The sequence below is a fragment of the Pseudomonas sp. AOB-7 genome, from assembly GCF_003696305.1.
GTDB lineage: Bacteria > Pseudomonadota > Gammaproteobacteria > Pseudomonadales > Pseudomonadaceae > Aquipseudomonas.
This window is the reverse complement of sequence record NZ_RFFK01000005.1, coordinates 206,281-229,897: the sequence shown is the minus strand read 5'-3', so window position 1 is coordinate 229,897 and position 23,617 is coordinate 206,281. Positions and strand designations below refer to the sequence as shown.

Annotated in this window: 22 protein-coding genes, 1 other RNA gene and 2 pseudogenes; 13 read left to right on the top strand and 12 right to left on the bottom strand. The window is 68.0% G+C overall.

The window, feature by feature from the left end; all coding sequences use genetic code 11:
* Entirely contained in the window at positions 1-1,200 is a 1,200-nt protein-coding gene (locus EA796_RS12165; RefSeq protein ID WP_122108799.1) for a CaiB/BaiF CoA-transferase family protein, read from the bottom strand.
* Positions 1,201-1,332: 132 nt separating this feature from the next.
* Between EA796_RS12165 and EA796_RS12160 the strand changes: the two genes are divergently transcribed.
* Complete coding sequence (locus tag EA796_RS12160; protein ID WP_021446137.1) at positions 1,333-1,875, top strand: YaeQ family protein; 543 nt, start codon at positions 1,333-1,335, stop codon at positions 1,873-1,875.
* A gap of 22 nt (positions 1,876-1,897) precedes the next feature.
* Here EA796_RS12160 and EA796_RS12155 read toward each other — a convergent pair whose 3' ends face one another.
* Together EA796_RS12155 and pxpB are read right to left on the bottom strand one after the other, a co-directional pair.
* Positions 1,898-2,815: a biotin-dependent carboxyltransferase family protein gene (locus tag EA796_RS12155; protein ID WP_122108798.1), complete on the bottom strand. Its 918-nt coding sequence runs from the start codon at positions 2,813-2,815 to the stop codon at positions 1,898-1,900.
* Entirely contained in the window at positions 2,812-3,516 is a 705-nt protein-coding gene (pxpB, locus tag EA796_RS12150; protein ID WP_122108797.1) for a 5-oxoprolinase subunit PxpB, read from the bottom strand. The genes EA796_RS12155 and pxpB overlap by 4 nt, the downstream gene beginning before the upstream one ends.
* 303 nt (positions 3,517-3,819) lie before the next feature.
* Here pxpB and recJ point away from each other — a divergent pair, with 303 nt between their 5' ends.
* Both recJ and EA796_RS12140 read left to right on the top strand, forming a co-directional pair.
* Positions 3,820-5,529 (top strand): single-stranded-DNA-specific exonuclease RecJ, encoded by a 1,710-nt coding sequence (gene recJ, locus EA796_RS12145; RefSeq protein ID WP_122108796.1) that lies wholly within the window; start codon positions 3,820-3,822, stop codon positions 5,527-5,529.
* A gap of 29 nt (positions 5,530-5,558) precedes the next feature.
* Positions 5,559-5,982, top strand: a pseudogene (locus tag EA796_RS12140) (nucleoside deaminase).
* Positions 5,983-6,022: 40 nt separating this feature from the next.
* Here EA796_RS12140 and EA796_RS12135 read toward each other — a convergent pair.
* The 8 genes and pseudogenes from EA796_RS12135 to EA796_RS12100 form a co-directional block, all read right to left on the bottom strand.
* Positions 6,023-6,499 (bottom strand): ester cyclase, encoded by a 477-nt coding sequence (locus tag EA796_RS12135; protein ID WP_122108795.1) that lies wholly within the window; start codon positions 6,497-6,499, stop codon positions 6,023-6,025.
* Between the two features lie 47 nt (positions 6,500-6,546).
* The gene (locus EA796_RS12130) at positions 6,547-7,971 is read right to left on the bottom strand and encodes a gamma-aminobutyraldehyde dehydrogenase (RefSeq protein ID WP_122108794.1); all 1,425 of its coding nucleotides are present in this window, start codon (positions 7,969-7,971) and stop codon (positions 6,547-6,549) included.
* Positions 7,972-8,011: 40 nt separating this feature from the next.
* Entirely contained in the window at positions 8,012-8,818 is an 807-nt protein-coding gene (locus EA796_RS12125; RefSeq protein ID WP_122108793.1) for an ABC transporter permease, read from the bottom strand.
* The gene (locus tag EA796_RS12120; protein ID WP_110681182.1) at positions 8,808-9,752 is read right to left on the bottom strand and encodes an ABC transporter permease; all 945 of its coding nucleotides are present in this window, start codon (positions 9,750-9,752) and stop codon (positions 8,808-8,810) included. The genes EA796_RS12125 and EA796_RS12120 overlap by 11 nt, the downstream gene beginning before the upstream one ends.
* Position 9,753: 1 nt before the next feature.
* Positions 9,754-10,788 carry an ABC transporter ATP-binding protein gene (locus EA796_RS12115; RefSeq protein ID WP_122108792.1) on the bottom strand — a complete coding sequence of 345 codons (1,035 nt, stop codon included), beginning with the start codon at positions 10,786-10,788 and terminating at the stop codon, positions 9,754-9,756.
* A 121-nt stretch (positions 10,789-10,909) separates the two neighbouring features.
* A non-coding RNA gene (locus EA796_RS12110) (sX9 sRNA) lies at positions 10,910-10,984 on the bottom strand.
* A 123-nt stretch (positions 10,985-11,107) separates the two neighbouring features.
* Positions 11,108-12,259, bottom strand: coding sequence for a putative ABC transporter substrate-binding protein YdcS (gene ydcS / locus EA796_RS12105; protein WP_122108791.1), 1,152 nt, complete (start codon positions 12,257-12,259; stop codon positions 11,108-11,110).
* Positions 12,260-12,362: 103 nt separating this feature from the next.
* Positions 12,363-12,799 (bottom strand): annotated as a pseudogene (locus tag EA796_RS12100) (LysR family transcriptional regulator); the annotation flags it as partial.
* A 183-nt stretch (positions 12,800-12,982) separates the two neighbouring features.
* On the opposite strand from EA796_RS12100, the gene EA796_RS12095 reads away from it, so the two are divergent.
* The 10 genes from EA796_RS12095 to EA796_RS12050 all read left to right on the top strand — a co-directional run bounded on the left by EA796_RS12095 (position 12,983) and on the right by EA796_RS12050 (position 23,126).
* Complete coding sequence (locus tag EA796_RS12095; protein ID WP_122108790.1) at positions 12,983-13,732, top strand: tellurite resistance TerB family protein; 750 nt, start codon at positions 12,983-12,985, stop codon at positions 13,730-13,732.
* A 104-nt stretch (positions 13,733-13,836) separates the two neighbouring features.
* Positions 13,837-15,489 carry a GMC family oxidoreductase gene (locus EA796_RS12090; protein ID WP_122108789.1) on the top strand — a complete coding sequence of 551 codons (1,653 nt, stop codon included), beginning with the start codon at positions 13,837-13,839 and terminating at the stop codon, positions 15,487-15,489.
* A gap of 135 nt (positions 15,490-15,624) precedes the next feature.
* A protein-coding gene (gene prfB, locus EA796_RS12085; RefSeq protein ID WP_122108788.1) for a peptide chain release factor 2 occupies positions 15,625-16,720 on the top strand; the annotation gives its coding sequence in 2 pieces (ribosomal slippage) (positions 15,625-15,696 and positions 15,698-16,720; 1,095 coding nt in all).
* Positions 16,721-16,766: 46 nt separating this feature from the next.
* Positions 16,767-18,284 carry a lysine--tRNA ligase gene (lysS, locus tag EA796_RS12080; protein WP_122108787.1) on the top strand — a complete coding sequence of 506 codons (1,518 nt, stop codon included), beginning with the start codon at positions 16,767-16,769 and terminating at the stop codon, positions 18,282-18,284.
* A 144-nt stretch (positions 18,285-18,428) separates the two neighbouring features.
* Positions 18,429-19,142 (top strand): TetR/AcrR family transcriptional regulator, encoded by a 714-nt coding sequence (locus EA796_RS12075; RefSeq protein ID WP_021446414.1) that lies wholly within the window; start codon positions 18,429-18,431, stop codon positions 19,140-19,142.
* Between the two features lie 43 nt (positions 19,143-19,185).
* Positions 19,186-19,737: a hypothetical protein gene (locus EA796_RS12070; RefSeq protein ID WP_021446415.1), complete on the top strand. Its 552-nt coding sequence runs from the start codon at positions 19,186-19,188 to the stop codon at positions 19,735-19,737.
* 8 nt (positions 19,738-19,745) lie between these two features.
* Positions 19,746-21,035 (top strand): flavohemoglobin expression-modulating QEGLA motif protein, encoded by a 1,290-nt coding sequence (locus EA796_RS12065; RefSeq protein ID WP_021446416.1) that lies wholly within the window; start codon positions 19,746-19,748, stop codon positions 21,033-21,035.
* Positions 21,036-21,179: 144 nt separating this feature from the next.
* Complete coding sequence (locus tag EA796_RS12060; protein WP_122108786.1) at positions 21,180-21,926, top strand: TIGR00266 family protein; 747 nt, start codon at positions 21,180-21,182, stop codon at positions 21,924-21,926.
* Positions 21,916-22,809, top strand: coding sequence for an alpha/beta hydrolase (locus EA796_RS12055; RefSeq protein ID WP_122108785.1), 894 nt, complete (start codon positions 21,916-21,918; stop codon positions 22,807-22,809). Before EA796_RS12060 ends, EA796_RS12055 begins: the two co-directional genes overlap by 11 nt.
* Positions 22,806-23,126 (top strand): hypothetical protein, encoded by a 321-nt coding sequence (locus EA796_RS12050; protein ID WP_021446419.1) that lies wholly within the window; start codon positions 22,806-22,808, stop codon positions 23,124-23,126. Before EA796_RS12055 ends, EA796_RS12050 begins: the two co-directional genes overlap by 4 nt.
* A gap of 28 nt (positions 23,127-23,154) precedes the next feature.
* On the opposite strand, the gene EA796_RS12045 is transcribed toward EA796_RS12050, so the two are convergent.
* Positions 23,155-23,499, bottom strand: coding sequence for a hypothetical protein (locus EA796_RS12045; protein ID WP_021446420.1), 345 nt, complete (start codon positions 23,497-23,499; stop codon positions 23,155-23,157).
* Between the last annotated feature and the right edge of the window lie 118 nt (positions 23,500-23,617).

Genomic DNA, 23,617 nt, shown 5'->3' with positions numbered 1-23,617 from the left:
TCAGATCGCGCCCGAATCGCGCAGCGCGGCGATCTGCGCGGCGTCGTAGCCCAGGCTGGCGAGCACCTCGGCGTTGTGTTCGCCCAGTGTCGGGCCGGTCCATTCCACCGAGCCGGGGGTGTCGGACAGCTTGGGCACTATGCCGGGCATCTTGAACGCCTTGCCGTCGGGGAGCTTGGCCGAAAGGAACATCTCGCGGGCGAGAAACTGCGGGTCGTCGAGCATGTCCGCCGCCGAGTAGATGCGGCTGGCCGGCACCTCGGCGCGCTTGAGCAGCGCTTCCACCTCGCTCAGCGGCAGGCTCGCCGCCCAGCGGTCGATCACCCCGTACAGCTCGTCGCGCCGCGCATCGCGCCCGGCGTTGTCGGCCAGGTCCGGGGCCTCGGCCAGATCGGCGCGGCCGATGGCGCGCATAAAGCGCTGGAAGATCGCATCGCCGTTGGCGCCGATCTGGATATGCCGGCCGTCGGCGCAGGTGTGGATGGAGGAGGGGGTGATGCCGGGCATGATATTGCCGCTGCGCTCGCGCACGAAGCCGAACACGTCGAACTCCGGCACCATCGACTCCATCATGGCGAACACCGCCTCGTACAGCGCCACGTCCACCACCTGGCCGCTGCCGCCGTTGACCTCGCGCTGACGCAGCGCCATCAGCGCGCCGATCACGCCCCATAGCGCGGCGATGGAGTCGCCGATGCTGATGCCGGTGCGCACCGGCGGGCGGTCCTCGAAGCCGGTGATATAGCGCAGCCCGCCCATGGACTCGCCGACTGCGCCAAAGCCCGGCTGATCCTTCAGCGGCCCGCTCTGGCCGAAGCCGGACAGGCGCACCATCACCAGCTTGGGGTTCAGCGCGTGCAGCACGTCCCAGCCCAGGCCGAGCTTCTCCAGTATGCCGGGGCGGAAGTTCTCGATCAGGATATCGGCGTCCGCCAGCAGCTGTTTCAGCACCTCCAGGCCCTGCGGGTGCTTGAGGTTAAGGGTGATCGAGCGCTTGTTGCGCGCCTGCACGAACCACCACAGCGAGGTGCCCTCGTAGAGCTTGCGCCACTTGCGCAGCGGGTCGCCACCGTCGGGCGATTCCACCTTGATCACCTCGGCGCCGAACTCGGCGCAGATGCGCGCGGCGAAGGGGCCGGCGATCAGACTGCCGAGTTCGATCACTTTCAGGCCGGCGAGGGGTTTGCTGGGCGCGCTCATGGTGGCTCCTGTGGTTGCAATGCCTGCAAGCCTATTGCATTGGCGGTGGCCTGGCCACGGGCGCATCGCTAGGGCACGGGCCGAAGGATCAGGGTAGACTTGCCGCCTTTACGACCAGCCAAGAAGCCCGCCATGGCCCTGCCATCGACCACCTACAAGATCGACCTGAACCTCACCGACATGGACCGCAGCGTCTACGAGAGCCTGCGTTTCACCGTCGCCCGTCACCCTTCGGAGACCGAGGAGCGCCTGGCCGCGCGGCTGATCGCTTACGCGCTGTTCTATCACGAGCAGTTGGCCTTCGGCCGCGGCCTGTCGGACGTCGACGAGCCGGCGCTGTGGGAGAAGAGCCTGGATGGCCGCGTGCTGCACTGGATCGAGGTCGGCCAGCCGGACAGCGAGCGCATCACCTGGTGCTCGCGGCGTACCGAGAAGTTCAGCCTGGTGGCCTACGGCAACCTGCGCGTGTGGCAGAGCAAGGAACTGGACCCGGTGCGCAGCCTGAAGAACATCAACGTGGTCGCCCTCGGCCAGGAGGCCTTGGCCGACCTGGCGCTGGACCTGCCGCGCTCGCTGTCCTGGAGCCTGATGATCAGCGACGGCGAGCTGTTCGTCACCGACGAGCGCGGCCAGCATGAGATTCCCCTGGAGTGGCTGGCCGGCGAGCGCGGCTGAGGCGGCTTGCGGGAGCGGTTGCTCAGGCGCACCACTGCGCCAGTATGCGGCGCTGCTGGCGCTGCGCCTCGTCGAGGGCGATGGGTCGCAGGCGTACCCGGCTGCCGGGCAGGCATTGCGCCAGACGCGCCACCGCCAGCGGGGTGAGGGCGCCCAGGCGCGGGTAGCCGCCGATGGTCTGGCGGTCGTTGAGCAGGACGATGGGCTGGCCGTCGCTGGGCACCTGGATCGCTCCCAGCGGCACGCCCTCGGACACCATCGACCGGCGCGCGCACTGCAGCACCGGGCCGCTCAGACGGATGCCCATGCGGTCGGCGCGCTGGTCGACCCGCCATTCGAGGTTGAACGCATCGAACAGGCTCTGCCCGCTGAAGTCGCCGATCTGCGCGCCGAGGATCACCGGCAGCAGGGCATCGCCGTCGAACCGGGCGATCTGCGCGGCGGCCAGGGCGCGTGGCGCCGGCGCCGGGCCCTGCCACTGCAGGCAGTCGCCGGCCGTCAGCGGGCGGCCGTCGCCCTGCAGGCCGCCGAGCGCTTCGCGGCGCACCGTGGCGCAACTGCCCAGCACCGCTTCGGCGCGAAAGCCGCCGGGCGCCGCCAGGTAGGCGCGTACGCCCTGGCGCGGCTGGGCAAAGCGCAGGCGCTGGCCCTGGCCGATGCGGAAGCTGCGTCCAGGCGCCAGCGCCTGCCCGTCGAGGCTGGCGCCGAGGTCGGCGCCGGTCAGCGCCAGGCAGCTGTCGCGCTCGGCGAGCAGCTCGAAATTACCCAGGACGATCTCCACCACCGGCGCCGCCAGCGGGTTGCCCAGCAGCCAGTTGGCCCAGTGGTGCGAGCACCAGTCGGCGCTGCCGCCCTGGGTCACGCCGAGGTGGCGCACACCGAAGCGGCCGCCGTCCTGCAGGCTGGCGAGGGCGCCGCTGCGTTCGATCAACAGGCTCATGGCGTCTCCTCGAAGGGACTGTCGTCGCCGCCCAGGCGTACGAACTCGTCGCGCTCGATCGCCACGAAACGCACCCGGTCGCCCGGGCGCAGCAGGCTGTAGCCGTCCAGCCGGCGGTCGAACAGTTGGCTCGGGCTGCGCCCGATCAGGTTCCAGCCGCCGGGTGAGACCAGCGGGTAGATCGCGGTCTGGCGGTCGGCGATGCCCAGGCTGCCGGCCGCCACGCATTGGCGCGGGGTGCTCAGGCGCGGGCTGGCCAGGCATTCGTCGACCAGCCCCATAAAGGCGAAGCCGGGGGCGAAACCCAGGGCGAACACCTGGTAGCTGTGTGCGCTGTGGCGCTCGATCACGCCGCCGATGCCCAGCCCGCTGCGCTGGCCGAGCAGCGCCAGCTCGGGGCCGACGCTGGGGTGGTACCACACCGGAATCTGCAGCTCGCGACCGCTGGTGTCGACCTGCGGAGAGAGGTTTTCGAAGGCCTGGGCGATCCGCGCGCGGGCCTGGCGGTCGTCCAGCTGCTGCAGGTCGTAGTGCAGCAGCAGGGTGGTGTAGGAGGGCACCAGGTCCACCAGCGCCGGACCGAAGGCGGCGCGCAGCCGTTCGCCGGCGGCCAGCAGCCAGGGCATGTTGCTTTCCTCGATCCGCTCGAACAGGCGCAGGATCAGGCAGTCGATGCCGACCACCTCGATGCGCGGGGTCATGGCCGCAGGCTCCGCATCCCCGGGACGGGGCGGTGGGCGGCGAGTTCGGCGACTGGGAAGGGACGGTGCATCGGTGTCCTCTGGCGGCCTGCCTGGGCCTGGGGCCGGCGGATGGAAAGGTCGCCCTCATTCTGAGAGAGGCCAGCGGCCGCTCGCAAGCCGTGGCCGGGCTGCTTTGCTGTATGCTTGCCGACTCGCGGCCCGGGCGGCCGGACGCAGGGGCCGTGCCCAGCGCCGCCGCTTGGCCTTGACCCCGTTGCCTGCGCCCACTATGGCGCGCGCCGCCATGCCGGAATCCGATTGATGCGTATCGACCTTCGCCCGCTGCCCGTGCAACTGCCCGACCTGGGCAACCTGCCGCCGCTGCTGACCCGCCTCTATGCCGCCCGCGGCGTGCAGTCCGCCGAGGAGCTGGACAAGGGCCTGGCGCGGTTGATCCCCTTTCAGCAGCTCAAGGGCATCGAGGCGGCGGTGCAGTTGCTGGTCGAGGCGCTGGAGCAGCGCCAGCGCATCCTCATCGTCGGCGACTTCGATGCCGACGGTGCCACCGCCAGCTCGGTCGGCGTGCTCGGCCTGCGCCTGCTCGGCGCCGCGCATGTCGATTACCTGGTGCCGAACCGCTTCGAATACGGCTACGGCCTGACCCCGGAAATCGTCGCGGTGGCGCTGCAGCGCCAGCCCGACCTGCTGCTGACGGTGGACAACGGCATCTCCAGCGTCGACGGCGTCGCCGCGGCCAAGGCCGCCGGGCTCAGGGTGCTGGTCACCGACCACCACCTGCCGGGGGCGGAGCTGCCGGCGGCCGATGCCATCGTCAACCCCAACCAGCCGGGCTGCGACTTCCCGAGCAAGGCCATGGCCGGCGTCGGGGTGATGTTCTACGTGCTGCTGGCGCTGCGTGCGCGCCTGCGCGAGCTGGGCTGGTTCGCCAGCCGCGCCGAGCCGAACCTGGGCGAGCTGCTCGACCTGGTGGCCCTCGGCAGCGTCGCCGACGTGGTGCCGCTGGATGCCAACAACCGCATTCTGGTGCACCAGGGCCTGGCGCGCATTCGTGCCGGGCGGGCGCGACCTGGGCTGCGGGCGATCCTCGAAGTCGCCGGGCGCGACCATCGGCGCATCACCTCCACCGACCTCGGCTTCATCCTCGGCCCGCGGCTGAACGCGGCGGGGCGCCTGGACGACATGAGCCTGGGCATCGAATGCCTGCTGTGCGACGACGAGGCGCTGGCCCGCGACATGGCGGTGCAGCTCGATCAGCTCAACCAGGACCGCAAGGCCATCGAGCAGGGCATGCAGCGCGAGGCCCTGGCCCAGCTCAAGGACTTGCCGCTGCAGGACATGCCGTTCGGCCTGTGCCTGTTCGAGGCCGACTGGCACCAGGGGGTGATCGGCATCCTCGCCTCGCGCCTCAAGGAGCGTTACCACCGCCCGGCCATCGCTTTCGCCGATGCCGGCGACGGCCTGCTCAAGGGCTCGGCGCGCTCGGTGCCGGGGCTGCATATCCGCGATGCACTGGACGCCGTGGCGGCCAAACACCCGGGGCTGATCAGCAAGTTCGGCGGGCACGCCATGGCCGCCGGCCTGTCGCTGCCGCAGGAAAATTTCGGCGCCTTCGCCGCCGCCTTCGACGCCGAGGTGCGCCGCCAGCTCAGCGAGGACGACCTGACCGGTCGTCTGCTATCCGACGGCCAGCTCGACGCCACCGAGTTCCACCTGGAGCTGGCCCGCGCCCTGCGCAATGCCGGGCCCTGGGGCCAGCATTTCCCAGAGCCGCTGTTTCATGGTGTGTTCCAGATCGTCCAGCAACGCATCGTCGGCGAACGTCACCTCAAGCTGGTGCTCAAGACCGAATGCGGCAGCGTGCAGCTCGACGGCATCGCCTTCAATATCGACCGCGAGGTCTGGCCCAACCCGACGCTGCGCTGGGCCGAGCTGGCCTACAAGCTCGACCTCAACGAGTTCCGCGGCAACGAGAGCGTGCAGCTGCTGGTGGCGCATATCGTCCCGCGTTGAGGCGCCGTCCAGGGGGGAACTTCGACGTGATGGACCCCTTCATGCAAGCCGCCCTCGACGAGACCCGCCTGGGCCTGGCCGAGGGTGGCATTCCCATCGGCTCGGTGATAGTGCATGGCGGCCGCATCATCGGCCGTGGCCACAATCGCCGGGTGCAGCAGGGCAGCGTCATCCGCCACGGCGAGATGGATGCCTTCGAGAATGCCGGCCGGTAGCCGGCCCGCATCTACCGCGAGGCGGTGCTCTACACCACCCTGTCGCCCTGCGTCATGTGCAGCGGCGCCATCCTCGCGGGTGGTGATCGGCGAGAACCGCACCTTCCTCGGCGAGGAGGCGCTGCTGCGTGAGCGCGGCGTGCAGCTGGACGTGCTGCAGGACGCCGATTGCGTACGGCTGATGGAGAACTTCATCGCCGCCCGTGCCGAGCTGTGGCACGAGGATATCGGCGAGTAGTGGGTGAGACGGCGCACGCCGGCCGGGCGCCGCAGCGGTTTTACCAACCCAGTTGCTTGTTGAAACCCAGCGCATCGTAGTAGTCGCCCTGGTAGACGATCTTGCCGTCCTTGATGCGGATGAAGCTGACACCCTCGAAGCTCAGCGGTTTGCCGGTGGCCTTGGTCTCGGCGCTCCAGTCGCCGCTGTTGGTACCACTGAACTTCCACTGGAAGGCGATGCCGTCGGCGCCGACGATGGGCGCGCTGGTCATCTCCCATTTGAGGTCCGGCACCGCGCCGATGAACACCTTGATCACGTTGTCGCGGGCGGCGGCCTTGCCGTTCTGCGGAGTGCCGACGGTGGCGTCGAAATACACCGCGTCCTCGGCCAGGAAGGTCGCGGCCCGGTCGGCGTCGTGGGCGTTCCAGGCGGCCATGTAGCCGTCGACCAGGGCCTTGGCGTCGTCGGCCGCCTGGGCCAGGCCGGCGAGGGTGCCGAGGGCGAGGAAAGCGATGCTGCGCAGTGCGGTTTTCATTGTCGTTGCTCCAGCTGATTTTCGGATGGGAAATATCGGCGCTCAGATCAGTGCTTGATCATCACGTGGCGGAGGGCGGTGTAGTCCTCCAGCCCGTACATGGACATGTCCTTGCCGTAGCCGGAGAGCTTGAGGCCGCCGTGGGGCATCTCGCTGACCAGCATGAAGTGGGTGTTGACCCAGGTGCAGCCGTACTGCAGGCGCGCCGACAGGCGATGGGCGCGGCCGACGTCGCGGGTCCACACCGAACTGGCCAGGCCGTAGTCGGAGGCGTTGGCCCAGGCCAGGGCCTGCGCCTCGTCGTCGAACGGGGTGACCGAGACCACCGGGCCGAACACTTCGCGGCAGACGATCTCGTCGCTCTGCCGGGCGCCGGCCAGCACCGTGGGCAGGAAGAAGAAGCCGTTGCCGGCCGCGGCCTTGCCGCCGGTGACCACCTCGATGTGCGACTGCGCGCTGGCGCGTTCGACGAAGCCGGCCACGCGCTGGCGGTGCACCTCGGTGATCAGCGGGCCGAGCTCGGTGGCGGCGTCGTCCTGCAGGCCGTGCTTGATCGAGCCGACTGCGGCGCCGAGGGCGGCGACGAACTTCTCGTAGATGCCCTTCTGCGCATAGATGCGGCAGGCGGCGGTGCAGTCCTGGCCGGCGTTGTAGAAGCCGAAGGTACGGATGCCCTCGACGGCGGCGTCGATGTCGGCGTCGTCGAAGATGATCACCGGCGCCTTGCCGCCCAGCTCCATGTGCATGCGCTTCACCGAGGCCGCGGTGCTGGCGATGATGTTGGCGCCGGTGGGGATGGAGCCGGTCAGCGACACCATGCGCACCTTCTCGTGGTTGACCAGCGGCTCGCCGACGCTGGCACCACGGCCGAACACGATGTTGACCACGCCGGCGGGGAAGATGGCGGCGATCAGCTGGCCCAGGCGCAGGGCGGTCAGCGGGGTCTGCTCGGAAGGCTTGAGCACCACGCAGTTGCCGGCAGCCAGGGCCGGGGCCAGCTTCCAGGCGGCCATCATCAGCGGGTAGTTCCAGGGTGCGATGGAGGCGACCACGCCGATCGGGTCGCGGCGGATCATCGAGGTGTGGCCGGGCAGGTACTCGCCGGCGGCGGAACCCTGCAGGCAGCGGGCGGCGCCGGCGAAGAAGCGGAACACGTCGGCGATGGCCGGCAGCTCGTCGCCCCGCGCGGCGGCGTAGGGCTTGCCGCAGTTCTGCGACTCCAGGCGGGCCAGTTCGTCGGCATTGGCGTCGATGGCGTCGGCCAGGGCCAGGAGCAGGGCCGAGCGCTGGCCCGGGGTGGTCTGCGACCAGGCGTCGAAGGCGGCGTCGGCGGCGCGCACGGCGGCGTCGATCTGCTCGGCGCTGGCCTCGGGAATCTGTACCAGGGTGCTGCCCAGCGAGGGGTTGAGCACGGGTTGGGCGGCGCCCAGGCCGGCGACCAGTTCGCCGTTGATCAGCAGTTTGGTTTGCATCGCAAGAACCTCGTGTCGTCGGGTTGCAGGAAAGGGGGCGCTACTTGCCGCTGCCGGCCACGCCCTCGCCACCCTTGGTCAGGTAGTAGGCGACGAGGATCGGCAGCATGGTCACCAGCATCACCAGCATGGCGACCACGTTGGTCACCGGCACGTCGCGCGGGCGGCTCAGCTGGTTGAGCAGCCAGATCGGCAGGGTCTTCTCGTGGCCGGCGGTGAAGGTGGTGACGATGATCTCGTCGAAGGACAGGGCGAAGGCCAGCATGCCGCCGGCCAGCAGGGCCGAGCCGAGGTTGGGCAGGACGATGTAGCGGAAGGTCTGCCAGCCGTCGGCGCCGAGGTCCATGCTGGCCTCGATCAGGCTGTAGCTGGTGCGGCGGAAGCGGGCGATGACGTTGTTGTAGACGATCACCACGCAGAAGGTGGCGTGGCCGATGACGATGGTCAGCAGGCCCGGCTCGATGCCGAAGGTCTTGAACGCCGAGAGCAGGGCGATGCCGGTGACGATGCCGGGCAGGGCGATCGGCAGGATCAGCAGCAGGGACACGCTCTCCTTGCCGAAGAAGTCGCGCCGCCACAGCGCCGCCGCGGCCAGGGTGCCGAGGAGCATGGCGATCAGCGTGGCGATGGCCGCCACCTTGAGCGACAGCACGATGGCTTCGAGCACGTCGGCGCGGGCGAAGGCCACGCTGAACCAGTCCAGGGTCAGGCCCTTGGGCGGGAAGCTGAAGCCGGCGCTCTCGGTGTTGAAGGCGTAGAGGAAGATGATCAGGATCGGGAAGTGCAGGAACACCAGCCCGCCCCAGGCGGCCAGCTTCAGGCCGAGGGACGCTTGCTCAGAGTGCATCGAAGGCCCCCAGACGCTTGACGATGGACAGGTAGACGGCGATCAGCACGATCGGCACCAGGGTGAAGGCGGCGGCCATCGGCATGTTGCCGATCGCGCCCTGCTGGGCGTAGACCATGCTGCCGATGAAGTAGCCGGGCGGCCCCACCAGCTGCGGCACGATGTAGTCGCCGAGGGTCAGGCTGAAGGTGAAGATCGAGCCGGCGGCGATGCCCGGGATCGACAGCGGCAGGATCACCTGCAGGAAGGTCTGCCGCGGCCTGGCGCCGAGATCCGCCGAGGCCTGCAGCAGCGACGGCGGCAGGCGTTCCAGTGACGCCTGGATCGGCAGGATCATGAACGGCAGCCAGATGTAGACGAACACCAGGAAGCGCCCCAGGTGCGAGGTGGACAGGGTGTTGCCGCCGACACCGGGGATGCCGAGGATGAACTCCAGCACGGGCTGCAGGTGCAGCGCCTGGACGAACCACATGGCCACGCCGCCCTTGGCCAGCAGCAGGGTCCAGGCGTAGGCCTTGACGATGTAGCTGGCCCACATCGGCAGCATCACCGCGATGTAGAAGAAGGCCTTGGTCTTGCCGTCGGTATAGCGCGCCATGTAGTAGGCGATGGGGAAGGCCAGCAGGCCGGCGGCCAGTGACACCGCCACGGCCATCGTCAGGGTGCGCAGGATGATGTCGAAGTTGGCGGCCTGGAACAGCGCCTTGAAATTGGCCAGCGTGAGGTCGGGGGTGACCGTCATGCTGAAGTCGTCGAAGGTGTAGAAGCCCTGCCACAGCAGGGTCAGCAGCGAGCCCAGGTAGATCGCGCCGAACCACAGCAGCGGCGGGATCAGCAGCAGCGCCAGGTACAGCGTCGGCTTGCGGTAGAGCAGGCTGGACAGGCGGCGCAGCGGTCCGCCGCCGTCCGCCTGCAGGGCGAGGGCCTGGTTCATCTCAGGCCTCCTCGCGCAGGGCGACCATGGCCGCGCGGGCCCAACGCGCGGTGACGCGCTGGCCCGGCTGGCAGGGCGCGTCGCCGACGCCCCACTGGTTGTTGGCCTGGCTGACGGCGAAGTTCTGGCCGTTGTCCAGCTGCAGCTCGTAGCGGGTGGCGGCGCCCAGGTACTGGATGTCGTGCAGCAGGCCGCTGATCTCCACCTCGTCGCTGTTCGGCAGGCTGCTGCCAGTGGCCACCAGGCGCACATGCTCCGGGCGGATCGACAGGGGGCGCGACGAGCCGCCGATGCGTGCGGCCAGTTCGCCCTTGAGCACGTTGCTGGTGCCGACGAACTCGGCGACGAAGGCGCTGGCCGGGTTAATGTACAGGTTGCGCGGGGTGTCGACCTGCTCGATGCGGCCCCTGTTGAACACCGCCACCCGGTCGGACATGGACAGCGCCTCGCCCTGGTCGTGGGTGACGAAGATGAAGGTGATGCCGAGCTGGCGCTGCAGCTTCTTCAGCTCGCTCTGCATCTGCTCGCGCAGCTTGAGGTCCAGTGCGCCCAGCGGCTCGTCGAGCAGCAGCACGCGCGGACGATTGACCAGGGCGCGGGCCAGGGCCACGCGCTGGCGCTGGCCGCCGGACAGCTGTGCCGGCTTGCGCACGCCGTAGCCACCGAGGGCGACCAGGGCCAGGGCCTCCTCGGCACGCGCCAGGCGTTCGGCCTTGGCCACGCCCTTGACCTTGAGGCCGTAGGCGACGTTCTCCAGCACGTTCATATGCGGGAACAGGGCGTAGTCCTGGAACACCGTGTTGACGTCGCGCTGGTAGGGCGGCAGCCCGGCGGCCTCGGCGCCGTGGATGCGGATGGAGCCGGAGCTGGGCTGCTCGAAGCCGGCGATCAGGCGCAGGCAGGTGGTCTTGCCCGAGCCCGAGGGACCGAGCATGGAAAAGAATTCGCCGTCCCGGATGTCGATGGACACCCGGTCGACGGCCTTGACCTCGCCGAACACGCGGGACACACCGGTGAATTGCACTGCAAGGGTCATCTCGAGCACTCCAGGAGGAAAGCCACCCACCACCGCCCCGTCCGGTTTGCCGACTCGAGACGGGAGAGTCGGGGGTGGGTGCAACGGTGAAGCTGTGCCAAGGCATCAGGGATTCGAAAATCGTTCTGGCAGCGTCGCGAGCGGGCCTCAGCCGCGTCCGGACAGCGCCAAGGAACCACAACGTACTGGAGTACGTGAGGCTGGCTCGCGCTGCTCGCCCTCCGGGCCGCCTGGGCAGGTGTCCAGTGACCGTTCGGCCACTGTCGGAGCACCGCCCCGGGCGTGGATCAGGCCTGCGCAGCAGCCGCCAGGACGGTTTTCAACGGCCGCCCATGATGGCGATGTAGTCCTGGGTCCAGCGGCTGTAGGGCACGTACTTGCCACCCTCGGCCTGCGGGGTCTTCCAGAAGGCGATCTTGTCGAAGTTGTCGAAGCCGTTGGTCTTGCAGCCTTCGTCGGTCAGCAGGGCGTTGCCCTTACAGGCTGCCGGCACTGCCGGGTTGGAGCCGAACCAGGCGGCCAGGTCGCCCTGCAGCTTGGGTTCCAGTGACCAGTTCATCCAGGCATAGGCGCAGTTGGGGTTCTTGGCCTCGGCATGCAGCATGGTGGTGTCGGCCCAGCCGGTGGCACCCTCGGCCGGCACGGTCGAGGCAATCGGCTGCTTTTCCATCTGCAGGGCGTTGACCTGATAGCCCCAGGCGCTGGAGGCGACCACGCCCTCGTTCTTGAAGTCGTTCATCTGCACGGTGACGTCGTGCCAGTAGCGGTGAGTCAGGGCGTGCTGCTGGCGTAGTAGTTGCAGCGTGGCGGCATACTGTTCCTCGTTGAGCAGGTAGGGGTCGCTGATGCCCAGCTCCGGCTTGTGCGTCTTCAGGTAGAGGGCGGCGTCGGCGATGTAGATGGGGCCGTCGTAGGCCTGCACGCGGCCCTTGTTGGATTTGCCGTCGGCCAGGGTCATTTCCTCGAACACCACCTTCCAGCTGGTCGGCGCCTCCTTGAACGCCTGGGTGCTGTACATCAGCACGTTCGGGCCCCACTGGTAGGGGGTGCCGTAGTGCTGCCCATCCACCACATGCCAGGGGGCGTTCTTCAGGCGCTCGTCGACATTCTTCCAGTTGGGGATCAGGTCGATGTTCACCGGCTGCACGCGCTTGCCGGCGATCAGGCGCAGGGAGGCGTCGCCCGAGGCGGTGACCAGGTCGTAGCCGCCCTTGGCCATCAGGCTGACCATCTCGTCGGAGGTGGCGGCGGTCTTGACGTTGACCTTGCAGCCGCTGGCCTTCTCGAACTGGGTGACCCAGTCGTAGTTCTTGTCGGTCTCGCCGCGCTCGATGTAGCCGGGCCAGGCGATGATGTTGAGCTGACCCTCGGCCTGGCCCAGGGTCTTGAGCGGTTCGGCGGCCTGCACGGCGCCTGCGGCGAGCAGGGCGGTGGCGAGAGCGCTGAGCACTGCGGTTTTCGGCGCGGACATTGGGATTCCCTCTTCTTGTGGACTGTTACTGGGGCAGCAAAATGTCGGCGATACCGCTGCCGAACAGGGTATTCATTCAGTCTAGTTGTTGTCCGTGGGGTGTCATGATGTGGCGGTCTTCCAGGTTGGACAGGATCAGCACGCCGACGTCGATCTCGCCGCTGACCAGTAGGTGTTCGATGTGGGGGCGCTCGTCCTCCACCATGCGGGTCCGCACGTTGGGCTAGGCGCGCTGGAAACGGGTGATCAGGCCGGCCAGGTAGTAACCAGCGACCTGGTCGGTACTCTGCTGCAGGCTGCGCTTGGCGTTGTCCGCGGTGGCCAGGCTCAGGTGCGCCTGGCGCAGGCACTGGTGGCCCTGGTGGGCAGGCTCATGCTCTAGGCGCGGCGGTTGAACAGGCTGACGCCGATCTCTTCCTCCAACTGCTGGATGGCCAGGGTCAGGGTCGACTGGGAGATGAACACCGCCTGGGCGGCGGCGCAGATCGCGCCGGTTTCGGCGACGGCGATGAAGTGGCGGATCTGGCGCGGGGTCAGCATGACGGGCTATCCGGGGGCAGGCTGTCGGGGTTATGGTTCATCGAAAATGGATAAAGCCGTTTTTTAACCGAACGAAAAGGGCTTTGCCTGGCGCCTGCAATATTCGGAAGCACAGCCCACGCCTCGCCCGGCAAACCGCGGGGCTAGAATCGGGTCACTTTCCGCCCCTGAAGGAGGGCTCAGATGAACACTCGTGGACTGCTCGACCAGTTGCTCAAATCCGGCCAGGACCTGCTGCAGCAGAAGTCCGGCTCATCGTCGTCCGGCGGCCTGGGTGGATTGCTCGGCGGCATTGCAGGTGGCGCGAGTAGCGGTGGCAAGGGTGGTGGCGACCTCGGCACGCTGCTCAAGGGCGCCGGCGGTGGCGCCCTGGCGGCCGGCGCGCTGGGCCTGCTGCTGGGCAACAAGAGCGCGCGCAAGGTCGGCAGCAAGGCCATCACCTACGGCGGCCTGGCCGCCCTCGGGGTGATCGCCTACAAGGCCTATGGCAACTGGCAGGAGCAGCAGCGCGCGGCCAATGCGCGGCCGGTCGCCGAGCCGCAGACGGTGGATCGCCTGCCGGCGCCACAGGCCGAACTGCACAGCCAGGCGATCCTCAAGGCGCTGGTGGCGGCGGCCAAGGCCGATGGTCACGTGGATGCCAGGGAGCGCCAGCTGATCGAGGAGCAGATCGGCGCCCTGGCGGGTGATCCCGAGCTGGTGCGCTGGCTGGATGCCGAGCTGAACAAGCCGCTCGACCCGGCCGAGGTGGCGCGCGCCGCCAGCACCCCGGAGATGGCCGCGGAGATGTACATCGCCAGCGTGCTGATGGTGGACGAGGAGCACTTTATGGAACGGGCCTACCTCGAGGAGCTGTCCCGCCAGCTCAAGCTCGATCCGGCGCTCAAGCGCGAGCTGGAAGCCCAGGTGCGGGTCGAACTGAGCGCGGTCTGAGTCGGGGCCCGGGCCGGGGCTATCAGACCAAAAGATCATTCATCCTCGCACCCGGCCTGTTCTAGGCTGGTGGCCGATGACCAGAACGACACGCGAGGATGCCCATGTCGCCAGCGCCCCTGGATGCCTATGACTACCTGATCGTCGGCGCCGGCCCTGCCGGCTGCCTGCTGGCCAACCGCCTGTCTGCCGACCCCGGCGTCAGCGTGCTGCTGATCGAGGCCGGCGGGCGCGACAACCACCCCTGGATCCATATTCCGGTCGGCTACCTTTACTGCATCGGCAACCCGCGCACCGACTGGTGCTACAGCACCGAGGCCGAGCCCGGCCTGCAAGGCCGTGCGCTGAAGTACCCGCGCGGGCGGGTGCTCGGCGGCAGCTCGTCGATCAACGGCATGATCTACATGCGTGGCCAGGCTGCCGACTACGATGCCTGGGCCGCGGCGGGCAATCCCGGCTGGGCCTGGCGCGACGTGCTGCCGCTGTTCAAACGCACGGAAAACCACTTCGCCGGCGCCAGCGCGCTGCACGGCGGCGCCGGCGAGTGGCGGGTCGAGCGCCAGCGGCTGTCCTGGGAGATCCTCGAAGCCTTCCGGGAAGCCGCGGCGCAGAGCGGTATCGCCAGCGTCGAGGACTTCAACGGCGGCGACAACGAGGGCTGCAGCTACTTCCAGGTCAACCAGCGGCGCGGCGTGCGCTGGAATGCGTCCAAGGCCTTCCTGCGCAGTATCCGCCAGCGCGCCAATCTGCAGGTGCTGACCGGCGCCGAGGTCGAGCGCCTGGAACTGGCCGAGGGACGGGCCCGCACCCTGCAGCTGCGCTGGCAGGGGCGCACGCTCGGCGTGGCGGCGCGTCGCGAGATCGTCCTGTGCGCCGGCGCGATCGGCACCCCGGCGCTGCTGCAGCGCTCGGGCATCGGCCCCAGGCCCCTGCTCGAACGCTTGGGCATCGGCGTGCGCCATGAGCTGCTCGGGGTCGGCGCGAACCTGCAGGATCACCTGCAGCTGCGCCTGATCTACCGGGTCAACGGCGTAAAGACCCTCAACCGCATCGCCGCCAGCCCCTGGGGCAAGCTGGGCATGGGCCTGGAGTACCTGCTCAAGCGCAGTGGGCCATTGTCGATGGCGCCCAGCCAGCTCGGCGCCTTCGCCAAATCCGATCCCGGTCAGGCCCGCGCCAACCTGCAGTACCACGTGCAGCCGCTGTCGCTGGAGCGTTTCGGCGAGCCGTTGCACGATTTCCCGGCCTTCACCGCTTCGGTGTGCAACCTGCGTCCGCACAGCCGCGGGCGTGTCGCGATCGCCTCCGTGGACGCAGCCGTCGCGCCATCGATCCAGCCGAACTACCTGAGCGACGAACGCGACCTGCAGGTGGCGGCCGACGCCATCCGCCTGACCCGGCGCATCGTCGCCGCCCCGGCGCTGGCGCCCTATGGCCCGCAGGAATACAAACCGGGGCCGGATTATCGCAGCGAGGACGATCTGCAGCGGGCGGCGGGGGAGATCGGCACCACCATCTTCCACCCGGTGGGCACCTGCGCCATGGGTCAGGGCCGCGACGCGGTGGTCGACGCCCGCCTGCGCGTGCACGGCATCGCCGGGCTGCGCATCGCCGATGCCTCGATCATGCCAAGCATCGTCTCCGGCAACACCTGCTCGCCGGTGCTGATGATCGCCGAGAAGGCCGCAACGCTGATCGCCGAGGACGCGCGGTGGCCGGCGCTGGGCGTGTCGGTGCGCGAACTCGAGCCCAGTTGAGGCCGCGCTCAGGCGAACGCCTGCGCCGTTGATCCAGAGAGCGCTGATTGGTCGCCCATAACGGGCTGCCAGGCCGTGCTGGCTCGGGTATAATCGCCGGCTTTTCCGTCCGATTTGCCGCGAGCGCCGACTACCATGGAAATCAATCCGATCCTCAACGCCATCAAGGACCTGTCCGAGCGGACCCAGAGCATTCGGGGGTATCTTTGACTACGATCACAAGCATGATCGTCTGGTCGAAGTAAACCGCGAGCTGGAAGACGCCAGCGTCTGGAACAACCCCGAGTACGCGCAGAACCTGGGCCGCGAGCGCGCCATGCTGGCGCAGATCGTCGAGACCATCGACGACCTCACCGGCAGCCTGGCCGATTCCAAGGATCTGCTGGAAATGGCCGCCGAAGAAAACGACGAAGGCGCGGTGAACGACATCGTCGCCGAAGTCGAACGCCTGCGCGACATCCTCGAGAAGCTGGAATTCCGCCGCATGTTCAGCGGCGAGATGGACCCCAACAACGCTTACCTGGATATCCAGGCCGGCTCCGGCGGCACCGAAGCGCAGGACTGGGCCAATATCCTGCTGCGCATGTACCTGCGCTGGGCCGACAAGCGCGGCTTCGATGCCACCATCATCGAACTGTCCGAGGGCGAAGTCGCCGGCATCAAGGGCGCCACCGTGCACATCAAGGGCGAGTACGCCTTCGGCTGGCTGCGTACCGAGATCGGCGTGCACCGCCTGGTGCGCAAGAGCCCGTTCGACTCCGGCGCCCGTCGCCACACCTCGTTCTCGGCGGTGTTCGTGTCGCCCGAGATCGACGACAAGGTCGAGATCGAGATCAACCCGTCCGACCTGCGCATCGACACCTACCGCTCCTCCGGCGCCGGCGGTCAGCACGTCAACACCACCGATTCGGCGGTGCGTATCACCCACGTGCCGACCAACACCGTGGTGGCCTGCCAGAACGAACGCTCCCAGCACGCCAACAAGGACACCGCCATGAAAATGCTGCGGGCCAAGTTGTACGAGCTGGAGATGATGAAGCGCAACGCCGCCTCGCAGGCCCTGGAAGACAGCAAGTCGGACATCGGCTGGGGGCATCAGATCCGTTCCTATGTGCTCGATGACTCGCGCATCAAGGATCTGCGCACCGGCGTCGAGCGTAGCGACTGCCAGAAGGTCCTCGATGGCGACCTCGACCAGTACCTCGAGGCTAGCCTCAAGCAGGGCCTGTAACCCTCCTAAACCCCCTTTGCATTTACGCGTCAGGCAGATAACGACCATGAGCGACCAACAACTCGACCCGCAAAGCCTCTCCCACGAAGAACGGCAGCACGAAGAAAACAAGCTGATTGCCCAGCGCAAGGAAAAGCTGGCTGCCGTCCGTGAGCAGGGCAATGCCTTCCCCAACGATTTCCGCCGCGACAGCCTGTGCGCCGAGCTGCAGAAAGAGTACGCGGAGAAGACCAAGGAAGAGCTGGAAGCGGCCGCCATTCCGGTCAAGGTCGCCGGGCGCATCATGCTCAACCGCGGCGCCTTCATGGTCATCCAGGACACTTCCGGGCGCCTGCAGGTCTACGTCAACCGCAAGACCCTGCCGGCCGAGCAGCTGGACGCGGTCAAGCACTTCGACCTGGGCGACATCATCGCCGCCGAGGGCACCCTGGCCCGTTCCGGCAAGGGCGACCTGTACGTCGACATGCAGAACGTGCGCCTGCTGACCAAGTCGCTGCGCCCGCTGCCGGACAAGCACCACGGCCTCACCGACACCGAGCAGCGCTACCGCCAGCGCTACGTCGACCTGATCGTCAACGAGGAGGTGCGCGACACCTTCCGCGTGCGTTCCCAAGTGATCGGTCATATCCGCCGCTTCCTCAGCGAGCGCGGTTTCCTCGAAGTGGAAACCCCGATGCTGCAGACCATCCCCGGCGGCGCCGCGGCCAAGCCCTTCGAGACCCACCACAATGCCCTGGACATGCAGATGTTCCTGCGCATCGCCCCGGAGCTGTACCTCAAGCGGCTGGTGGTCGGCGGCTTCGAGAAAGTCTTCGAGATCAACCGCAACTTCCGTAACGAAGGCGTCTCCACCCGGCACAACCCCGAGTTCACCATGCTCGAGTTCTACCAGGCCTACGCCGACTACGAAGACAACATGGACCTGACCGAGGAGCTGTTCCGCGAGCTGGCCCTGGCCGTGCTGGGTACCACCGACGTGCCCTACGGCGACAAGGTGTTCCACTTCGGCGAGCCCTTCGTGCGCCTGTCGGTGTTCGACTCGATCCTCAAGTACAACCCGGACATCACCGCCGCAGACCTCAACGACATCGACAAGGCTCGCGCCATCGCCAAGCAGGCCGGCGCCAAGGTGCTCGGCTTCGAAGGCCTGGGCAAGCTGCAGGTGATGATTTTCGAGGAGCTGGTCGAGCACAAGCTGGAGCAGCCGCACTTCATCACCCGCTATCCGTTCGAGGTTTCGCCGCTGGCCCGTCGCAGCGACGACGACCCGAGTGTCACCGACCGCTTCGAGCTGTTTATCGGCGGCCGCGAGATCGCCAACGCCTATTCCGAGCTCAACGACGCCGAAGACCAGGCCGCGCGCTTTATGCAGCAGGTGGCCGACAAGGACGCCGGTGACGACGAGGCCATGCACTTTGATGCCGACTTCGTCCGCGCCCTGGAGTACGGCATGCCGCCGACCGCCGGCGAAGGCATCGGCATCGACCGCCTGGTGATGCTGCTGACCAACTCGCCGTCGATCCGCGACGTGATCCTCTTCCCGCACATGCGCCCGCAGGCCTGAGGTTCTCGCCACAAGCCGCCTCCGGGCGGCTTTTTGTTGCGCCCGGGCTGCCTGCCGGGCGCCGGCAACTGCGCAATCTTTTGCTTGTCTACCGAACCCATTACTCTGCTATGTCATAACCGGAACGTAGAGGATCGACCTGCCGTGAGCCGTGCGCCTGCCCCCCCGAGTGCCACCCAGGCGGCCAATGCCGTCGCCGAAAGCGTCCAGTACCAGGGCCGCAAGGCCAGCCGTCAGGGCAGCGAGCAGCGCCGTCAGGCGATTCTCGACGCCGCCATGCGCATTATCGTGCGCGACGGCGTGCGCGCCGTGCGCCATCGCGCGGTGGCGGCCGAGGCGCAGGTGCCGCTGTCGGCCACCACCTACTACTTTAAGGACATCGACGACCTCATCACCGACACCTTCGCCCAGTTCGTCGAGCGCAGCGCGGCGCAGATGGCGGCCTTCTGGGACAGTACCCAGGGCCTGCTGGCGAATCTGGTCGGTCGTCTGGACGGCAGCGAGGCGGCGCGCCGGCAGCTGGCCGACGAGATCGCCGCGCTGGCGGTGCAGTACGTGCAGCGCCAGTTGCGCGAACGCCGCGACCACCTGATCGCCGAGCAGGCGTTCCAGCAGGAAGCGCTGCTCAATCCGCGCCTGCGCGACCTGGTGCGCGCCCACCGGCAGATCCTCCAGCAGGGCGTCACCCACTTCTTCGAGGTGCTCGGTTCGCGCCAGCCGGAGCAGGATGCCGTGCTGTTGACGGCCACCATCGTGCGGATGGAGTATCAGGGCCTGCTGGACGGCGTCGAGCATCTGGACAGCGAGGGAATGCTGGCCATCCTTAAACGCTATATGAACCTGGTTCTGGGGTTGTAAACCGTCGGCCACGGGGTCGAACGGTCTTCACAAGGAGAGCGAAATGAAAGCCTGGCGCGCAGTGGTCGCCTTGTCCTTCCTGCTGTTGACTGGTTGCCTGGTCACCTTCAAGGACCCGATTCCGGCCAACGAGGCGGCGCCCATGCCGCTGCTGGGCGAGTGGACCCGTCAGGACGAGTGGGGCGAGCAGCTCTATCTGGAGGTCAGTCGGGCCGGCTCCAACCTGTACAAGGCACGCATCTACGAGGGCAGCCCGGACAACCTCGACAGCCTCGAGGAATTCGGTTTCACCGTCGCCCACCACGGCCGCCGCTGGTACCTGTCCGCCGGCTTGCCGAAGAGCCTGGGCGCCAACTTCGCCATCGCCGGTTTCGAGCTGACCCGCAGCAACGAGCTGGTGGTGTACAACCTGGATACCGAGCGCATCCTCCAGGACATGAGCAAGGGCCTGCTGGAGGGCGAGACGGTAAGCATGCCCGAAGGCGACGGCGCGCTGATCACCAGCTCGCTGGACCAGGTGTTCGCCTACCTCGACGACCCGGCCAACGCCGATCTGTTCGTCGAGGTGGCGCGCTACCAGCGGGCCGGCGACTAGGAATTGCGATGAACAGCCAGCAGAAACTGGACGACTACCAACTGGGCATCCGTGCCCTGAGCGACCGCATCGTCGAGGCGCAGACGCCGATCCGCGTGCTCGATGCGGTGAAGTGGGACGACGGCGTCCGCGACGCCTTCCTCAAGGCCAAGGGCAAGGCCCTGCCGGCGGTGGATCGCGACTACTACCTGGGCCGCCCGCTGGCCTTCGACGCCGCGGCGAAGAAGCTGGAATTTCAGAACATCGAGCGCGACATCACCCGCCAGCTCGGCCAGTTCAACCCGGTCGGGCAGATCATGCGGCGCATGTGCAAGGAATACCGCATGGTCATCCGCATGCTCGAGGCGCGTGGTACCGAGGACTTCGGCCTGATCAGCCAGGAGCTCTACGGCGCCGCCTCCGATGCCTTCCATGCCGGCGACCCGACCCTGGCCGACCTCGGCCTGATGCTCTCGGACTACCTCAACAACATCGCCGCGCGCGGCGACCTCGAGGACGAGCCCAAGCTGCTCGGCGCCACCGATGCGGTGAGCATCCTGCAGCAGCGCCTGGCCGGGGTGTTCGGCGACGACACCATCCGCGTCTTCGAGTCCGACGGCATCCTCGCCGATGCCGCGGCCGGCGCCGACTACATCAAGATCCGCAGCGACGCGCGCTTCAACGAGCGCGACGTTAAGGCGCTGGAGGTGCACGAAGGCCTGGTGCACGTCGGCACCACGCTCAACGGTCTGGCCCAGCCGATCTGCACCTTCCTGGCCAAGGGCCCGCCCTCGTCGACGGTGACCCAGGAGGGCCTGGCGATCCTGATGGAGGTGATCGCCTTCGCCTCCTACCCCACGCGCCTGCGCAAGCTGACCAACCGCACCCGCGCCATCCACATGGCCGAGGAGGGCGCCGATTTCCTCGAGGTGTTCGAGTTCTTCCGCGAGCAGGGCTACGGCCTGGAAGGCGGCTACAGCAATGCCAGCCGGGTGTTCCGCGGCTCCTTGCCGACCGGCCTGCCGTTCACCAAGGACCTGTCCTACCTCAAGGGTTTCATCCTGATCTACAACTACATCCAGCTGGCGGTGCGCAAGGGCAAGCTGGAGCAGATCCCGCTGCTGTTCTGCGGCAAGACCACCCTGGAAGACATGCGCACCCTGCGCAAACTGGTGGACGAGGGCCTGGTGCGGCCGCCCAAGTACCTGCCGCCGCAGTTCCAGGACATGAATGCGCTGTCGGCCTGGATGTGCTTCTCCAACTTCCTCAACCACCTGAGCCTGGATCGCATCGAAGCCGACTACGCGAACATCCTCTGACTTGCGTTGGGTTTCGCTGCGCTCAACCCGACCTGCGGGGCTGTGGCAGGTCGCAGGTTGGGTCGAGGTGCGCAGCGGCGAAGCTCCACCTCGCTCAGCCCGACGCCCGGATTGCCGCCGGGCTTACCTGCAAGGAGCTGCTTGATGCCCAGCCATCAACTCGACTACGAAATCCTCGGCAGCTCGGCGCAGTCGGTGGAGATCGTCCTCGACCCCGGCGAGACGGTAATCGCCGAAGCCGGGGCGATGAACTACATGACCGAGGGCGTGCGCTTCGAGACGCGCATGGGTGACGGCTCGGCCAGCGGCCTGCTGGGCAAGCTGTGGGGCGCCGGCAAGCGCCTGCTCACCGGCGAGTCGCTGTTCATGACCCACTTCAGCAATGCCGGCAAAACCCAGGCGCGGGTCGCCTTCGCCGCGCCCTATCCGGGCACCGTGGTGCCGATCGACCTGGCCCAGGTCGGCGGCCGGCTGATCTGCCAGAAGGACGCCTTTCTCTGCGCCGCCCACGGCACGCGCATCGGCATCCGCTTCAACAAGCGCATCGGCGCCGGTTTCTTCGGCGGCGAGGGCTTCATCCTGCAGCAGCTCGAAGGCGACGGCCTGGCCTTCGTGCACGCCGGCGGCACGGTGATCCGCAAGCAGCTGAATGGCGAGACCCTGCGCCTGGATACCGGCTGCCTGGTGGCCTTCAGCGACGGCATCGACTACGACATCGCCCTGGCCGGCGGGCTGAAGAGCATGCTGTTCGGCGGCGAGGGCATCCTCCTGGCCACGCTCAAGGGCAGCGGCACGGTGTGGATCCAGAGCCTGCCGTTCTCGCGCCTGGCCGAGCGCGTCTACGCCGCCACCTTCCAGGCCCGCGAAGAGGTGCGCGGCGGTGGCAAGTAAACTGCGCCTGCTGCTGGTCGGGCTGCTCGGCGGCCTGCTGAGCGGCTGCAGCGGCCTGCTGTTCTATCCCGAACCGGGGCTGCCGTTCACCCCGGCGCGGGCCGAGCTGGAGTACCGCGATATCCACCTGAGCGCCGCCGACGGCACGCGCCTGCATGCCTGGTGGTTGCCGGCCAAGCCCGGAGTGGCGGTCAAGGGTACGGTGCTGCACCTGCACGGCAACGGCGGCAACCTGGCCTGGCACCTGGGCGGTGCTTACTGGCTGCCGGCCCAGGGCTACCAGGTGCTGATGCTCGATTACCGCGGTTACGGCCTGTCCGAGGGCAAGCCCAGTCTGCCGGCGGTGTACCAGGACATCGACGCCGCCTTCGCCTGGCTGGAGCAGGCGCCCGAGGTGCAGGGCAAGCCGCTGATCCTGCTCGGCCAGAGCCTGGGCGGTGCGCTGGCCGTGCACTACCTGAGCGAACGCCCGCAGCGCCGCGCGGCGCTGCACGCCCTGGCGCTCGACGGGGTACCGGCCAGCTACCGCGGCGTCGCCCGCCATGCCTTGAGTCGCTCCTGGCTGACCTGGCCGCTGCAGGTGCCGCTGTCCTGGCTGATCCCCGACGGCGACAGCGCCATCCACGGCATCGCCGCCCTCGAAGGCCTGCCGCTGCTGATCCTGCACAGCGCTGACGACGAGGTGGTGCCATTTGCCAATGGTCGCCTGTTGTATCAAGCTGCGCGCCCGCCGCGCGCCTTCCAGGCGACCCGCGGGCAACACGTGCAAACCTTCGCCGAGCCGGCCTGGCGCCAGCTGCTGTTGGAGTTCGTCAGCGCCCCGCAGGCCTTCGTCGAACGCCGGCCGCCGGCCACCGAATCCGCAATCGAGAGTCCGCAATGACCGAACGTGACCCCATTCCCCTGATCCTTACCGGCATCGCCAGCATAGTCGGCACCATCGGCGTGCTCTGGTACTACGGCTACCTGCACATGGCCAAGCCCGAGGACGCCCTGCTGCTGTCGGATTTCACCATGCTCAAGACCGTGCCCGGCGAGGACTACAAGGTCTCGCTGAAGCCGGCCAGCCAGGTGGCGCAGTGCATCGACGGCGTGCTGGTGCTGTTCGACACCCAGCAGAAGGGCCTCACCGGCGTGCTGGTGGACAACAAGAAGCAGGCCGTGCGCTGCATGGGCCAGGACACCCCGGCGCTGCAGTAAGGCGCGTCGCCGGCGGACAAGCGGGCGTTCAGTGCGCCGCGCCCTTGGCCTGGGCGCTCAGCTCGCGCAGGTACTTGCGCGACAGGGCGAGAAAGCGCGGGGTGGGGCCGATGTCCTCGTACAGCGGGTCGCCCTGTTCGTCCTGCGCCACCACCTGACTGCCCTGCACGTAGGGCAGGCTGGCCTCCAGCTCTTCCAGCGCCGCGCCGATCAGCTCGCCGAGCAGTTCCTCGGCGTGATGCTTGGGATACATCTCGGTCAGGGCCGCCAGGCGCGCGGCGGCTTCGATATCCAGGTGGATGTGGTATTGACTCGGGGTCAGGCGGCCCCGGGCGTTCTGTTCCCAATGGTTGACCAACTCTCGAATTTTCATGATAGGGCTCCTGATGGACGGCGCCGGCGGTGACCGGCTGGCGGACGCCGCAAGCGCCTATCTCAAGCCTAGACCCACTACGCGCGGCCGCCGCGCCGTGCGTCGCGCCCTTGTAAGA

Bases quoted from the DNA above. Each gene is read 5' to 3' on its own strand.
- EA796_RS12095 (WP_122108790.1), top strand. From the start codon at position 12,983: ATGAACACTCGTGGACTGCTCGACCAGTTGCTCAAATCCGGCCAGGAC.
- EA796_RS12050 (WP_021446419.1), top strand. From the start codon at position 22,806: ATGACCGAACGTGACCCCATTCCCCTGATCCTTACCGGCATCGCCAGC.
- EA796_RS12045 (WP_021446420.1), bottom strand. From the start codon at position 23,499: ATGAAAATTCGAGAGTTGGTCAACCATTGGGAACAGAACGCCCGGGGC.
- EA796_RS12135 (WP_122108795.1), bottom strand. From the start codon at position 6,499: ATGAAAACCGCACTGCGCAGCATCGCTTTCCTCGCCCTCGGCACCCTC.
- EA796_RS12120 (WP_110681182.1), bottom strand. From the start codon at position 9,752: ATGAACCAGGCCCTCGCCCTGCAGGCGGACGGCGGCGGACCGCTGCGC.
- EA796_RS12090 (WP_122108789.1), top strand. From the start codon at position 13,837: ATGTCGCCAGCGCCCCTGGATGCCTATGACTACCTGATCGTCGGCGCC.
- EA796_RS12070 (WP_021446415.1), top strand. From the start codon at position 19,186: ATGAAAGCCTGGCGCGCAGTGGTCGCCTTGTCCTTCCTGCTGTTGACT.
- EA796_RS12065 (WP_021446416.1), top strand. From the start codon at position 19,746: ATGAACAGCCAGCAGAAACTGGACGACTACCAACTGGGCATCCGTGCC.
- recJ (WP_122108796.1), top strand. From the start codon at position 3,820: ATGCGTATCGACCTTCGCCCGCTGCCCGTGCAACTGCCCGACCTGGGC.
- EA796_RS12130 (WP_122108794.1), bottom strand. From the start codon at position 7,971: ATGCAAACCAAACTGCTGATCAACGGCGAACTGGTCGCCGGCCTGGGC.
- ydcS (WP_122108791.1), bottom strand. From the start codon at position 12,259: ATGTCCGCGCCGAAAACCGCAGTGCTCAGCGCTCTCGCCACCGCCCTG.
- lysS (WP_122108787.1), top strand. From the start codon at position 16,767: ATGAGCGACCAACAACTCGACCCGCAAAGCCTCTCCCACGAAGAACGG.
- EA796_RS12155 (WP_122108798.1), bottom strand. From the start codon at position 2,815: ATGAGCCTGTTGATCGAACGCAGCGGCGCCCTCGCCAGCCTGCAGGAC.
- EA796_RS12115 (WP_122108792.1), bottom strand. From the start codon at position 10,788: ATGACCCTTGCAGTGCAATTCACCGGTGTGTCCCGCGTGTTCGGCGAG.
- pxpB (WP_122108797.1), bottom strand. From the start codon at position 3,516: ATGACCCCGCGCATCGAGGTGGTCGGCATCGACTGCCTGATCCTGCGC.
- EA796_RS12060 (WP_122108786.1), top strand. From the start codon at position 21,180: ATGCCCAGCCATCAACTCGACTACGAAATCCTCGGCAGCTCGGCGCAG.
- EA796_RS12160 (WP_021446137.1), top strand. From the start codon at position 1,333: ATGGCCCTGCCATCGACCACCTACAAGATCGACCTGAACCTCACCGAC.
- EA796_RS12165 (WP_122108799.1), bottom strand. From the start codon at position 1,200: ATGAGCGCGCCCAGCAAACCCCTCGCCGGCCTGAAAGTGATCGAACTC.
- EA796_RS12125 (WP_122108793.1), bottom strand. From the start codon at position 8,818: ATGCACTCTGAGCAAGCGTCCCTCGGCCTGAAGCTGGCCGCCTGGGGC.